This is a genomic window from Bacteroides sp. D2 (assembly GCF_025147085.1).
GTDB lineage: Bacteria > Bacteroidota > Bacteroidia > Bacteroidales > Bacteroidaceae > Bacteroides.
The window spans coordinates 5,483,314-5,497,039 of the sequence record NZ_CP102261.1; the positions used below are offsets into that span (position 1 = coordinate 5,483,314).

General features: G+C 42.5%; 13 protein-coding genes. 8 read left to right on the top strand and 5 right to left on the bottom strand.

Features of this window, described 5'->3' with window-relative positions:
* The first annotated feature begins 33 nt into the window (after nucleotides 1-33).
* From NQ505_RS20620 to NQ505_RS20655, 8 genes are all read left to right on the top strand, one after another.
* Nucleotides 34-1,065 (top strand): helix-turn-helix transcriptional regulator, encoded by a 1,032-nt coding sequence (locus NQ505_RS20620; protein ID WP_008998487.1) that lies wholly within the window; start codon nucleotides 34-36, stop codon nucleotides 1,063-1,065.
* Between the two features lie 40 nt (nucleotides 1,066-1,105).
* Nucleotides 1,106-1,858 carry a LemA family protein gene (locus tag NQ505_RS20625; RefSeq protein ID WP_008998488.1) on the top strand — a complete coding sequence of 251 codons (753 nt, stop codon included), beginning with the start codon at nucleotides 1,106-1,108 and terminating at the stop codon, nucleotides 1,856-1,858.
* Between the two features lie 10 nt (nucleotides 1,859-1,868).
* The gene (locus NQ505_RS20630) at nucleotides 1,869-3,599 is read left to right on the top strand and encodes an NfeD family protein (RefSeq protein WP_008998489.1); all 1,731 of its coding nucleotides are present in this window, start codon (nucleotides 1,869-1,871) and stop codon (nucleotides 3,597-3,599) included.
* Between the two features lie 7 nt (nucleotides 3,600-3,606).
* Nucleotides 3,607-4,245, top strand: a complete 639-nt coding sequence (locus NQ505_RS20635; protein WP_008998490.1) for a hypothetical protein — start codon at nucleotides 3,607-3,609, stop codon at nucleotides 4,243-4,245.
* A gap of 108 nt (nucleotides 4,246-4,353) precedes the next feature.
* A complete protein-coding gene (locus NQ505_RS20640; RefSeq protein WP_008998491.1) occupies nucleotides 4,354-6,474 on the top strand; it encodes an AAA family ATPase in 2,121 nt (706 codons plus the stop codon).
* Nucleotides 6,471-7,784 (top strand): 5-methylcytosine restriction system specificity protein McrC, encoded by a 1,314-nt coding sequence (locus tag NQ505_RS20645; protein WP_008998492.1) that lies wholly within the window; start codon nucleotides 6,471-6,473, stop codon nucleotides 7,782-7,784. Before NQ505_RS20640 ends, NQ505_RS20645 begins: the two co-directional genes overlap by 4 nt.
* A gap of 87 nt (nucleotides 7,785-7,871) precedes the next feature.
* A complete protein-coding gene (locus tag NQ505_RS20650) occupies nucleotides 7,872-9,335 on the top strand; it encodes an agmatine deiminase family protein (protein WP_008998493.1) in 1,464 nt (487 codons plus the stop codon).
* A gap of 5 nt (nucleotides 9,336-9,340) precedes the next feature.
* Nucleotides 9,341-9,868, top strand: coding sequence for a hypothetical protein (locus NQ505_RS20655; protein ID WP_008998494.1), 528 nt, complete (start codon nucleotides 9,341-9,343; stop codon nucleotides 9,866-9,868).
* Nucleotides 9,869-9,949: 81 nt separating this feature from the next.
* On the opposite strand, the gene NQ505_RS20660 is transcribed toward NQ505_RS20655, so the two are convergent.
* From NQ505_RS20660 to NQ505_RS20680, 5 genes are read right to left on the bottom strand one after another with little or no spacing between them, the layout of a single operon-like run.
* Nucleotides 9,950-10,627: a hypothetical protein gene (locus NQ505_RS20660; RefSeq protein WP_008998495.1), complete on the bottom strand. Its 678-nt coding sequence runs from the start codon at nucleotides 10,625-10,627 to the stop codon at nucleotides 9,950-9,952.
* On the bottom strand, nucleotides 10,624-11,187 hold the full coding sequence (locus NQ505_RS20665; RefSeq protein ID WP_008998496.1) for a hypothetical protein: 564 nt from the start codon (nucleotides 11,185-11,187) through the stop codon (nucleotides 10,624-10,626). The genes NQ505_RS20660 and NQ505_RS20665 overlap by 4 nt, the downstream gene beginning before the upstream one ends.
* Complete coding sequence (locus NQ505_RS20670; protein WP_008998497.1) at nucleotides 11,184-11,729, bottom strand: topoisomerase C-terminal repeat-containing protein; 546 nt, start codon at nucleotides 11,727-11,729, stop codon at nucleotides 11,184-11,186. The genes NQ505_RS20665 and NQ505_RS20670 overlap by 4 nt, the downstream gene beginning before the upstream one ends.
* 32 nt (nucleotides 11,730-11,761) lie before the next feature.
* Nucleotides 11,762-12,481 (bottom strand): hypothetical protein, encoded by a 720-nt coding sequence (locus NQ505_RS20675; RefSeq protein ID WP_008998498.1) that lies wholly within the window; start codon nucleotides 12,479-12,481, stop codon nucleotides 11,762-11,764.
* Nucleotides 12,482-12,516: 35 nt separating this feature from the next.
* On the bottom strand, nucleotides 12,517-13,701 hold the full coding sequence (locus NQ505_RS20680) for a toprim domain-containing protein (protein ID WP_008998499.1): 1,185 nt from the start codon (nucleotides 13,699-13,701) through the stop codon (nucleotides 12,517-12,519).
* Nucleotides 13,702-13,726 lie beyond the last annotated feature (25 nt).

Here is a 13,726-nt window from a genome sequence, read left to right on the forward strand (position 1 = left end):
ATTTTGTCCTATAATTTAAAAACAAGAAAGATTATGCCCATCAATAAGAATGCAATGATAAGGTATCAGGCCCTTGACAGATGCTTACAGAACCGCCAGAAGCGGTTTTATATGCAGGACTTGATTGATGCTTGTAATGAGGCATTGGCTGATGTTAATGGCAGCCGTGGTACAAAGGGAGCAGAAGGTGTCGGTCGCAGACAAGTTTACGATGACCTGAATTTTATGGAAGATCCTATGGGATTTGGAGTGACGATTGAGAAAGTGAAAGATGGTCGTAAGACCTACTATCGCTATGCTTATGACTCTAAGACTATCAAGGATCAGCCGATTAAGCAAGAGGAAATTGATATGATTCATGATGCACTGATGCTGCTGAAGCGATTTGACGGTGTGCCTCAGTTTGAATGGCTGAATAACGTAGAGACTTGTCTTTACACAACCAGCAAGTTAGGTAAAAACACAGAGTCTGTAGTTAGTTTCCAGCATAATCCTTACTTAAAGGGAATGAAATGGTATCAGCCTCTATTTGATCTGATTGTCAATCATCGAGTGATTGAACTTGAATATCAACCTTTTGGCAAAGAGGATAGAATCGTCAAAGTTAGTCCTTACTATTTGAAGCAATACAACAACCGCTGGTTCTTGATTGCTAGACGTGAGGGTTATACTTACTTGTCGAATTACGCTATTGACCGTATCGTCAATATCACTGAACTCGCTGACACATTTGTTCCTTTGGATGATGATTTCAGCTTTGAGGAATATTTCGGTGATGTGGTGGGTGTTTCAGTAACAAATTCTCCTGTTGAGGATGTTGTTCTTCATGTGACAGATAAAGCATTAGGATATATTGTAACCAAGCCTTTACATGAGTCACAAAGCACTCGTCCAGAACCTCTTGAAGATGGCAGATGGAAGATAACGCTCAAAGTGCAAGAAAACTATGAGCTGATGTCTCTCCTGCGTTCTTTTGGTGATGGAATTGAAGTCGTTCAGCCTCTTTCTCTGCGTGATAAGATGAAGGAGATGCTTCGTCGCATGACGGAAATATATGCAGATTAATGTTCCTATAATTATTTTATAACTAAATTTTGATACGAATATGGCAAATTTATTAGATGAAGTGACTAGGCCGGTCAATGATAATGGCCGTGACATCCACGTAATCGATCGTCAACTTCCCGTGAAGATTGGCATCGGTTCTACGATTTTTGAAATCGCACTTTGGGTAACTATTCCCGTGCTGGTATTGTTGTATGTACTCATCATGGGTGCTACACTTGAAAATGCATTGCTGGTAGGTGTTGTTGGTTGTTTGGCTGGCATCTTGCCAGGGGTGATTTTTATCTTCATGAAAATCTCAGCTCGCAACTATTTCCAACAGCTTGAGCAACGCATTCAGGCGGAAGCTTCTAACATCGACAACTTCTTGGAACAGCGTGTACAAATTCTTCAGAACGTGGTAGGACTTGTAGAACGCGCTATCGACTTGGACAAAGATGTGATGAAAGCCGTAGCAGCGCTTCGTGGCGGTGGTAGCATCAATGCTGAGAATCGTAATGAAAGGAGCCAACAAATCAATTCTGTTTGTGCTCATCTCTTTCCTCAAGTAGAAGCATACCCTGAGTTGAAAGCTCATAATGCGATTGCTGATGCTATGCAGCAGAACAGTTACCTTCAGCGTGAGATAACTGCTGCACGCACCGTTTATAACAGTCGTGTGACACAATGGAATACTGACATCTTCGCTTGGCCAACCAAAATGATTGTAGCAGCTCGACAGGGTTACACTACGCGCATACCATTTACAGCTTCGGTGGAGACTCGTGAGATGGCCAGAAGTAAGTTCTTTTAAGTAGAAAGCTATGTTGAAAGACATCTACGACCCACTAACAGAGTACATCAATGTGTTTCGTGACCGCTTCAAGGTTGTTTCAGAAGAGACGTTTGCTGAATTAGCAGCAGAGGCGAATGTGAACATTGAGGCAAATCATGAGACTTGCCGCCAGCTATATGCAACTGAAGATGTACTGTCTTCTGTAAAAACGTGTATTGGCTGGTGGACAGCTCTGTCTGTACTCTTATGGTTGGGCGTAGCGGCTGGTGTTGTTGCGGCTCTCTTCTTTCATCAAGAGCTGGAATCACAAGTTCTTGTTTGTATAGCGATAGCTGCACTGGTGGCCACCATATTTCTTTTTGTGAGTGTGCATCCTCGATTAAAGAAGCTGAAAGCTGAGCGTGATGATTTGGCTTCAAAAGCTGAGCAACTGAAAAATGAAGCTTGGGAACAGATGGCCCCACTCAATCGGTTGTATGATTGGGATGTGCTCACCCGCATGATGACTAAAACTGTACCTCGCTTAGAGTTTGACCCCTATTTCACTACGCAACGTCTGGCTGATTTAAAGATGACCTATAATTGGGATGACTCTTTCAATGCCGAACGCTCTGTGGTATATTCTCATTCAGGCTTAATTAATGGCAATCCGTTTGTGATATGCAGAACGAGGAAGATGGAAATGGGTTCCAAAACTTACTATGGTTCGAAGACTATCACATGGACTAGACGTGAGCGTGGTGCTGATGGGAAGTATCATACTGTGCGTCACTCTGAGGTTCTGACCGCAAGCGTCACCGCCCCTTATCCAGAGTATTTTGAGAAGACGCGCTTAATCTATGGCAATACAGCTGCTCCTGATTTAATATTCTATCGGAAGCAAAGCGGATTAGCTGGAAAGGAAGATTCGCTGTCTTTTAAATGGAAAAAGCATTCACTGCGTAGGAAGGCACGAAACCTAACAAATGCAGATTTTGCTATGATGACCAATGAAGAGTTTGAAGTAGCCTTTAATACAAGTAATCGTAACAACAATCAGCAGTTCGCCCTTCTGTTTACGCCCTTGGCTCAAGAGAGTATGCTCAAGCTATTGGAGGATAGAGAAGCTGGCTATGGTGATGATTTTGACTTTGATAAGAATAAGATGATTAACACCATCACTCCAAATCACATGCAAGAGTTGAATCTAGACATGAACCCTGATCAATATCGGCATTTCGATTATGATAAGGCCAAGGCCGACTTCTATACGATTAACGCCAGATATTTTCGTGCCATCTATTTCAGCTTAGCTCCTCTGCTGTGTGTGCCCATATACCAGCAGATACGGCCTTTGAGCGATATATATGGCCGTGACATGCAACGTCACAGTTCATTTTGGGAACATGAGGCCTTGGCTAACTTTTGGGGACAAGATCATTTCAAGCATCCAAGTTGTGTGACTGATTGCATCCTCAAAACAGAACAAACTCAAGGTAGAGATGATAGCTCTACCATTACCGTACATGCTTATGGTTATCGCTCTGTTCAAAGATTAACCTACATCAGCAAATGGGGTGGCGATGGACGCTCACACCGTGTTCCTGTCTATTGGGATGAATACCTTCCTGTAACTGGTCAGGGCAACATCTATATGAAGGAAGATAATGACTTTCAAGATGTTTCAATCACTCAACGTCAGCGTCTGAATCATATTAACAATGTGCTTGGACAGACAAATCTTGATTTGTACAGAAAGCATATTGCTTCCAAAATCTAATTATCATATGAGCAACTATTACGACGAAGATAACTATCGCGATTATCAAGACTATCATGAACAGGGACTTGAAGGCGAATATAAGGGTGATCCACCTCCCGGTTATGAGAGTTGGGCTGAATGGCACTATATACATGGTGACGAACTTCCAACAGATGCGGATTATGGCATATATGCTGATGACTATATTCCTGTGGAATCTAGTACCGATGAATATGTCTATGACCCGAATTCCGATACATACTATTGCCCAAGGACTCACAAAAGGCTGACCCAACGACAACTGGATGCTGAAGCCGAGCGAGAAACGGAAAAGATTAATGCCCTTGCTGCTCGGATTGAAGCTCAGAATAGACGACGAACCGAAAGCCGAAAACCAAAGTGGGACAAGAATGGTATGATGAAAGGTAATGAAGCACACCAAATTAGAAATTCAAAGGAATCAATTCTAAAACTTGCAGCTGAGCAAGGCGTTCATCCAGATATATTTTTTCGTACTGATGAGGATTGCAGTAAATGGGTACAAGATTATAATACGTGGCTTTACAAACACCCTCGCTTCTATACCATCTATAAATATACATGCCTATCAATAGGTTGCTTGTGTATAGTCATCTTCTTCCTGGTGATGTTGTTCGGGTGCTAATCGTATAACACAGCTACGAAAATTTCGTTAACAACTCGTCGGCCATCTAGCTATTAGAAAATAACATTCAAACTTACATATAATAAGAACCATAATCTCAATAATGATATGAACTATACATGGATACCATACTATCAAGAGTTCGCAGAAAAGCTCTTGCCCTTTCGTAATGACAGAAAGTCGTTGCTGAAGTTGATTTATGACCGACGAGAGGAACTTCTTGCCGGCTATCTGCATGATGAGGATGGTTATGACGATCTCTGTTCGGACATAGACCCTTTCACTACATTTGGACTCTTCAATAGAGGCATCAAATCTCAAAACAGAATTCATACGACCGAAGTGTTTAAAACACTACTAGGTATAAAAGCTGAAGTACCGAAAGACTTCAGAGGTATTCCTGTGCTCAACAATCAAAAATCTCATTTCTTTGGCTTTAGAAGCAAAAGAAAAGCCAATGACATCGAGAGCCTTTGGGCGCTATTTGAGAAGGTGGTAAAGAATGAAGGTTTTGAGGATGAATACAATGCAGTTGTAAGTCAATTCATTATCAATGTTAATGTCACAATGGCATTGTTTTGGATTCGTCCGAACGATTTCCTCGCTTTTGATAGTACTAACAGAGATTATCTCAAGAAGCAATATGGTATTGATTTACCCAAGAGAGTACCAGACTACAAAACGTATATGAGCTTGTTAAAGGGTATCAAGGAAAAGATTGCTTCTAAAGAAATCAAGGAAAAAGCATTCTATGAACTTTCTGCAAACGCAAATGAAGGTGAGCATACAACAGACAGAGATACCAATCACACATGGTATGACGATGTTGTACGCATTCTCAGCAGACGAAAGAATATCGTAATGTATGGCGCTCCTGGCACGGGCAAAACTTATGATGTTCCTGAAATTGCCGTAAGGCTTTGTGATCCTGATTTTGACTGCTCTTCAAGAGAAGATTTAATGAAACGCTATAACCAATTAAAGCATGATAAGCGCATTGCATTTACGACGTTCCACCAATCAATGGATTATGAAGACTGGATTGAAGGATTAAAGCCTATAGCAGACAACAATCAGGTGACCTATGAAATAGAATCCGGCATTTTCAAACAACTCTGTGAGGAAGCTGCACGTCCTATCGTGAAAGATAAGCACATTGGTATAGCTGACGATGCTGTTGTATGGAAGGTTTCTCTTTGTGGAACTGGTGATAATCCGGTACGCAAAGAATGTATGGATAATGGACACATACGTATTGGATGGGATGACTATGGCCCTGTCATTTCTGATGAAACCGATTGGAGTATCTACAACGGTGAAGGCAAACGTATCCTTGATGCCTTTCTGAACAGTATGAAGATTGGTGACATTGTAATGAGCTGTTATACTAATACTACCATTGATGCCATTGGTGTCGTTGTTGGTGATTACGAATTTATTGATTCATACCACGACTATAAGAGAGTTAGGAAGGTCAATTGGGTTCTAAAAGGTATCAATGAGAATATCGTTGAGATGAATGATGGCAAGACGATGACATTAAGTACTGTGTACCGTTTGAACTCCATCACTTTAGATAATGTGAAAGCGCTCTTAGATAAGTATCAGAAGCCAACCACGATGGAGGTCAATACTAAGCCCTATGTGATGGTTATTGACGAGCTTAACCGTGGTAACGTTTCAAAGATATTTGGCGAACTGATCACGCTGCTGGAAGCAGACAAACGCAAGGGAAGCAAAAATGCTGAGAGTGCGTTGCTTCCGTATTCGAAAAAGTCGTTTATGATTCCCAGCAACGTATTTATTATAGCCACGATGAATACGGCAGACCGCTCTTTGGGGACATTAGACTACGCCATCAGAAGACGATTTGCCTTTATCCCCTGGAAGCCTTATTCTCTTGAGGGTGAAGTAGAAGGATTTGATGAAGAGTTGTTCAAAGAAGTAAGTGCTTTATTTATTTCCAACTATGAGGACTATGAAGCAAGTGAATGGGATCCTAACTTTACTTTAGAACCAGCTGAAACTCTATCGGAAGAATACAAACCTGAAGATGTGTGGATTGGCCAAAGTTATTTCATAATGGAGGAAAATGGAGAATACATCACAAGTGATCGTATTCTCTATGACATCATTCCACTACTACAGGAGTATGTGCGCGATGGTGTACTTACCGAAGAGGCACAAGATACTATTGATAACTTATACCAAAAAGCAATCGAGCAATGACTATAATACAACTTCAAGAGCAAATACTGGAGAATACACCACTTCTTCGGCAAGATGCAGACTTCATCCTCCCATATCTGGAGGATGGAGAAGAAGTTGTGTACACTGTCAAAAGGGGACGTGAGGAAAAAACGCCTTGCCTATTGCTTAAACGTCAATCGGAACAGATTGCTGCAAGCGGTTCCTATTTTGTAGGAATAGACTGGCTTCGTGAAAACGAACTTGCCGTACAAGTAAGCCCCAAACTGAACAATGGTTTTGAGGTTGACTATGTGAGAATGCTCAATGATGCTCTTCTTGAACCTGAGAACTTTGAACATCTAACAGACTTGATTACAATCAGATTTGATAAACCATCGATAAAGGTAAGTCAACAGCAAGACATACTCAGTATATTTCTCATTACAGAATATCTGAGCATTTTGCATCGCATAGTAAGAAAGGGATTAAAGCGAAGTTACTACACAGTTGAAGAAAACCTTGCTAAAAAGGTTAAGGGTAAAATTATTATAGGAAAGAATATCCGTAAGAACCTTTCGAGAGGTAATATTACAGATAACGTCTGTCGCTATCAAGTTTATGATATTGATTCTCCAGAGAACCAAATTCTCAAAATGGCACTTAGGTTTTGCAGCAAGCAGCTTGAAATCTACAAAAATGCAGTCAATATAGAGCCCCTAAAGAAAAAAGTTCGCTTGATTGCGCCATACTTCGATAGTGTCAGTGATGAGATTAGCGTTAAGTCTATTAAAAGCTATAAAGGCAATCCTGTATTTAAGGAATACAACCAAGCAATAAAGTTTGCACAATTATTGCTACGCCGCTATAGCTATGATATTACAGTTGTTGGTAAGCATGAGATTCAGACACCACCCTTCTGGATTGATATGAGTAAGCTCTTTGAACTGTATGTTTTCCATCATCTGCGTCAGGTCTTCACAGTTAAGGGGGAGGTTCGTTATCATGTAAACGCATACTATCAAGAGCTGGACTACTTGCTGAATCCTGCAGAATGGCCAGAGCCCTATATTATCGATGCGAAATATAAGCCTCGGTATAAATCGTCAAAAGGAATATCCATCGATGATGCAAGAGAAGTTGGTGGATATGCGCGGCTTAGTAGCATCTACACCAAACTGGGCCTTGATGAGAATACAGCTCCACCCATAAAATGTCTGATAATCTATCCTGACCAAGAGCAGGAAGAGCGTTTCACATTCACTCGATACAAGGAACCTCAATTTGAAAAGGTGTGCGGATATGTAAGGTTTTATAAAGTTGGAATTAAATTGCCTGTAATCAATGAATAAAAGGAGAAATGATAGCATAAAAGCGCCTATAATTGCCATTGACCGATTACGGATTGAAATCAATTATTCCAATTAAAGGTATTAGCTATGATCAAACTTGAACAACGATTGAGAGGCTTTTCTCTAAGTGAATCCTCTCACCAAAACATAATCAGCGGAAGTTATGAAGCTCCCACAGAATTTGCGGCAATAGCCCAAACGACTTTGGCCGGACACTTTTGTGTCAAAGGCAAAGAAGGTAACGTTCTTGTACGCCCTACCTGCGTGGAGTTCTATTATCATGAAGAGGCCGAACACGGAATTAAGGATTATATTGTGTACCACCGCAATATGAAAGATAATCCCAAGCCTGCTTTCGATTTCGGAACTTTACATAATCATGTGTCTGGTATTGATATTGCCTTTGAAAAAGGTGACTCACCAGATAATGCCATTCGAGCTTCTATGCTAATTCGTGAGTTTGAAATTGACGGAAGGAATGACGACCGCTCAACGATGCTTTACGAAGCACTTTACCAGCAATCATCAGTATTTGAAGGCATTTCCGTACAGTGGGTTGATGGCAATGTGCCAGTTGAAGTTACTGCAGATGTTCGTAAGAATGTGGCTCTATTCGATACCAATGGAGAAAAGAAGAAAACTTCTGATTATCCGGAACTATTAGCTACAGAAGACAAGAAGTATGTACAAGACTTACGCAAATGGCAGTTCAAGCGCAAACAGATTGTAGACTCAGATACCAATAAAGTGTATATCTCTTCTTGGCTAAAAGACGAATGCCCAGATTTCTATGGGCGCTTTATCTCCTTGCTTCAAAATAATGGAATAGTATTTCAAGTAATGCAGTCAACCAATGATATATGGGCTCGTGATTACATGCCCATACAAATTTATGATGACCACTTCGTACAGTATTGTTATAATCCAGACTATCTGCAAAAGAGTGAAGAAGACAAAGAGAGCATTACTGATGTTGATTCTGTATGTAATGAGCTAGGCATACAAACTTATAAAACGGATTTGGTGATAGATGGTGGCAATGTGGTGAAAGCAGGGAAATACATCATTATGACGGAAAAGGTCTATGTTGAAAATAGCCATCTAAAGCCTGCTGAAGTTAGAGCACAACTTCGTTCAATCTTCCATCGTGATGTTATCATGCTGCCATGGGATATAAAAGAACATTATGGACATGCAGACGGAATCATTAAGGCTATCGACGACAACACAGTTCTTCTGACCAATTACGATGATTTTGATTTTCATTACGCAAAGAGGTTTGAAGAAATCTTGAGTAAATACTTCACAGTGAAAAAACTTAGCTACCATGTGGAGTATCCTAATAAGAATAACTGGGCTTACATCAACTTCTTGCGCATTGGTGATACGATTTTCATACCAGGATTAGGTGCAGAAGAAGATGAACAAGCACTTCAACAAATCAAAAGTTATTATCCTGAATGTAAAGTGCTACAGATAGAAGCTTCTGAAGTTGTCGAGAAAGGTGGCGCTTTGAATTGTATCACTTGGAATATCAAAGAGAAATTATAACGCTTATGTTAGACAATAAGAAACCACGTATCATCAATGTAACACGTAAACCCTCAAAATGTCCTGATTGTGGTAGTCAGGTGGTAGATATAATCTATGGCACAGGAGACATGACTGAGATTGAGTTTGTGCTGGAGTACCGAAAGGATGCCATCATGGGTGGTAATAATATACCTCGTCGGCCACCGATATGGAGCTGTTCTTGTGGTTGCAAGCGCTTTCGCAAAGTCAATCCAGATGGGTCTGATGCTGCTGTAAAGGTAAAAATGCTGAAGAATATGCGTAAGGCACCTGCCACTAAGATCAATTGGACTTCAGATTTGGCAAGTCGAGCATTGGAAGATAATCGACACGAAATCATGCACCACTATGAAATGGAGATTACTACAGAATTGGATGAACATGAGACTTTGAGCATTACAGCCGTCAGTGGTAGTGATGCAGAAGACCAAGCAACAGAATTGGTGGCAAAGGGATTTGTCGGACTTCGAGGACGTAAATGTGTGGCCATCGAAGTATTTGACGCTGAATAGACCGAATTGTAGTATTATAGTAAATCCATGCTGCAGATTGATGACGCGACTCATCTTCTGTCAGCATGGATTTGTCTATGCCTACTCCACATGATAGATGGAGATTATCGGTCTGAACCGATGCGCCTGATTCTTTGGCGTTTCCTGATAAGTACCAGACTGCATGGAGAACAACCAAGCCTTGTTTTCCGTTTGACCTTCCACTTCGGTAGATGACCATAACCAACAGTCGCCTGGCTCCAGACTGATGGGCTCGCCACCCACAGCCTTTATTCGTTCGTTCACAGCATATCTGACTGGAAAGAGGTAACTCAACTGGCGAATAGAAGGAACGAAGGCCGACTGGCCATAGCTCCACATGTCAAAGACCTTGATGGCCATTGAAGAAGAAACATCTTCGCAATGGTATAAGGCGTAAGTATTTGCATTACCATCCTCGTCAGTAAGTGAAGCAGATGTTTCCTGTTCCACACCGAGACTATCGGCAAAGGTTTGAGGAGCCATATCGTGGATGTAAACAGCATAACCGAGGCAGTTGATTTCAGAATTTTGGTTCACATGATATATGATGGCAACCGGTTCTTTGCCCGAGTTACTGAAATCTGTAGCGGAAATCACGGTACCATCGGCACACACCACATTCCCCACTTGAAGGGAAGAAGTAAAAGGTGTTACGATGTCATGGTTGCACTCACAAGAGGTAGTTACCCAAAGTGAGACCACCAGCATCAGCGATAAGATGATTTGATTTAGTCTCATAACAAGGGAATTTCAAATGATTTGACAACGAATTGGGCAGACTTATCGAGAATGAACCAATGTTCCGAACGGCACAGCTTCCCTTCAGCATTGGGTGCTTCAACTTCCACCTTGACCTTCCAACCTGAGAAGGGAGCTTGCGGTTTCTTCTGTCCATGTACCTCCGGTTGAATGTCCCCAAAGGCCACTAAGGCACGAAGTGTAGTCATGGCTTCCATTTGACGTTCCACCAACTCATTCATTTCCCTGTTGTCGGGATTGAAATCCTCGAAATTGTTCGTGGTTTTCATCACCTGCTCATTGATTTTCATCATCATTACGGAGAGTGCCATTCTCTCTTCCATGGTCACATAGTTCTTGCCAAAGACGGAATCTGCTTTGCTGAAACCCAGTATTTTGACCGATTCCGGATGATCCACGGTAGCCATCAAGGCTTTTTCAGCTACCTTTACCGCCAAGTCGTTCGGTTTTTCCGAACAACTGACACAAGCTACTAACATGCCGCCCCAAAAGAGAACGGCTGTGACCAAGATGATCACGATTTTCATACCCGGTCTCATATCTTCACGATTTGAAGTTTATCCGGAGAAAGGCCGAGACGTTTGCGATAGATGGCTCCATCCTCACGATACATCTCCAGTTCTGAATTCGTTATTTCCTTTTCACAGATTTCCTTGGCTTCGGCTAAGGTCAGCTGATGACCACCGATGTTTCGCCAGATGGAGAAGGTGCAGGGAGCTGACTGGTTGCTGTAGTTGGAACAGTTGAAGGCACGCGAACTGACACGGACATCACCACCGCAATGGGGACATTTGCCGATAACGTACAGCATGTTGATAGCCCCATCATTGGCCAGCTCCAGTACAGCAGGGAATGCTTTGCCTTCTTTGGTAGCGAAGCCATCCAAGAGGATGCTACGCTTCTCCAGGAGTTCAGTCACTTCCTCATCACCCATCTTCCGATTACCGATGATGCTATTGATATTGAGGGTACAAGTGGGTTGTTCACCCAAGTTATTCTCACAGCGATAACCCTTGCAGGTCTTCACTACGTTGCCGCCACACAAAGGGCAGCGACCGATTGTTTTCTTTTCTGTTTCCATTTTTCTAATGTTTTTGATTCTTGATTTGATTTTTACCATTTCAGCACGTACCCTTGGTTCCAGTCTGCGATGATGCCGCCAATGATGTTCTTACCAGACATTACGTTAGCCCATCCTTCAGGGTCAAGGGAGAACCAAAGGTCGTTCCAAGAGAGGGTACGGACTTGCCATGCCAAGATGAAGAGGTCTGTGTTAATGGCTTCGAGCCTTGTCACCACTTCATTGGCCACATAATAGCGTTCCGAAGAGTTGAGCAGGTTGACCTTGTGCTTCTCCTTATTGCCATCAGAGTTCGTCACATTGTAGCTACCCGAAGTCACCAACTGCTTCATGAAAGGGTAGAGAGCCGCCATTTGTGTAGCGGCATCGGTCAGTTCATCGGACACGATGGCCGCAATGGCCGTTCCTTTCAGGTTGCCACCTACAGACTTGGTCAGTAAAGAGATGTTCTGCGGTATCTCCTTTGTGACCAACTCTCCTGCCCGCTTGATTTGATACAGATTCTGCATGGCACCTTGCGCATTGGATAGGTACTCCAGCATTTTGTCTTCGACCCGATGTACCCGATCGAGGGCGATGCTTACGGCTGCTTCGGCTGCAATTATTCTCTCTTGCGTCTTCTTGCGCTTCTGATGAATGTCATTCAGCACCACCGTTTGCGCCACTACCTCAGCAGTTAGAGCTGGGTCGGTTTGTTGGGCAAGTACAGGAGTACCAGTAAACGCAAAGCTTAATGTAACCACCAGAGCCATTGCTTTTGTATGAATTGAGATTGCTTCCATATTCGTTAGATTTTGAGACCGGCATTTCTACGCTCTGCCAATTTTTGTTCACGTTCTTCCTTACGAGGAGTCATTATCACTTCCACGGGCTTATTCAACAGACAATCGTTCCAGTCTTTGAAAGCCTTGGGTGGTAACCGTTGTCCCATACGGTAACGAATGTGTAAGTGTTCACTCAACTGTGCAGTCAATGAACGGTCCTGACTCAAAGAGAATGCCTTTCCTTTGGCTTCCACCAGAATCCCCTCGTTGGTTTTATTGATTTTCATCGGTATCTCTTCCAATAAAGCCAACATACGAAGGCCATAGATACGTCCCGCTAAGTCGTTATCAAAACAGTCGTAGGCTTTGGCTTGCGGAAAGCGCTGCATCACGTTTGTTATCTGCTCATCAGAGAAAGTTCCGCCCAAGGACACCAAGGCTATATCAGTAGAGAGCTGCAAGCGATTTAGTTGATAGAAAGCCATGGCATCGAAAGCGGATTCGCAGAAGAAAACTTGTTTGACAGCATCGTGATTACCCCTTGAGAGGTCGGCTACCCATGCCGCAGAATTGGAATTACTTCCTGCGGCTTTGGATTTATAACCGCCATAGCCTCGTATCTCGTAACCCTTGACTGTGGTATCATCCCCTTGGGTATAAGGAAAGCCAATGTTGAAGCCCTCGAACTTCTCATTCTTCTTATCTCGTATCAAGGAGATAAAAGGAGAAAGTGCTTGGACTGTTTCTGCGGATAAGCCTCGCTGAGCGAACAAAGGAGGTAGCTTATTCGTATCAATCGGTTTCACCTCATACCTGGCGCTGTCAAAGACGGCATCCACTTTAGCAGACCTGACATACTCCCGGTCTTCATGATAATCAGGTTCAGGTGCGTTGGCAAATCTGGCCAGTACTTTAGCGATGCGGTGCCATTCGTCTTTGCCGGACACGTTGAATGCGTTCAGATTCTTGCGGATGAGGGTAACTACATCCCCTTTGGAGCCATCTCTGCGAAAGAAAGTCTGAGCAGCTTTGTTGTTGGGATTACTGATGATGATGGTGTCGCTTTTGGTTCTACCATCACTCAACACCAGCTCAATATAGCGGCCCACACCGGCTTTCTTATTCAGCTTGTACCCCAAATCATAAGCCACATCATCGATGCCTACCTTAGATTTCAGCTCCCTAAAGTTAATCTTGTAATCAGTCATAGTCTGCCGTCTATTAAAAGGTGAA

Coding starts and splice junctions, on each gene's coding strand:
- NQ505_RS20680 (WP_008998499.1), bottom strand. CDS start 13,701: ATGACTGATTACAAGATTAACTTTAGGGAGCTGAAATCTAAGGTAGGC.
- NQ505_RS20670 (WP_008998497.1), bottom strand. CDS start 11,729: ATGGAAACAGAAAAGAAAACAATCGGTCGCTGCCCTTTGTGTGGCGGC.
- NQ505_RS20645 (WP_008998492.1), top strand. CDS start 6,471: ATGACTATAATACAACTTCAAGAGCAAATACTGGAGAATACACCACTT.
- NQ505_RS20650 (WP_008998493.1), top strand. CDS start 7,872: ATGATCAAACTTGAACAACGATTGAGAGGCTTTTCTCTAAGTGAATCC.
- NQ505_RS20620 (WP_008998487.1), top strand. CDS start 34: ATGCCCATCAATAAGAATGCAATGATAAGGTATCAGGCCCTTGACAGA.
- NQ505_RS20630 (WP_008998489.1), top strand. CDS start 1,869: ATGTTGAAAGACATCTACGACCCACTAACAGAGTACATCAATGTGTTT.
- NQ505_RS20660 (WP_008998495.1), bottom strand. CDS start 10,627: ATGAGACTAAATCAAATCATCTTATCGCTGATGCTGGTGGTCTCACTT.
- NQ505_RS20640 (WP_008998491.1), top strand. CDS start 4,354: ATGAACTATACATGGATACCATACTATCAAGAGTTCGCAGAAAAGCTC.
- NQ505_RS20625 (WP_008998488.1), top strand. CDS start 1,106: ATGGCAAATTTATTAGATGAAGTGACTAGGCCGGTCAATGATAATGGC.
- NQ505_RS20665 (WP_008998496.1), bottom strand. CDS start 11,187: ATGAGACCGGGTATGAAAATCGTGATCATCTTGGTCACAGCCGTTCTC.
- NQ505_RS20635 (WP_008998490.1), top strand. CDS start 3,607: ATGAGCAACTATTACGACGAAGATAACTATCGCGATTATCAAGACTAT.
- NQ505_RS20675 (WP_008998498.1), bottom strand. CDS start 12,481: ATGGCTCTGGTGGTTACATTAAGCTTTGCGTTTACTGGTACTCCTGTA.
- NQ505_RS20655 (WP_008998494.1), top strand. CDS start 9,341: ATGTTAGACAATAAGAAACCACGTATCATCAATGTAACACGTAAACCC.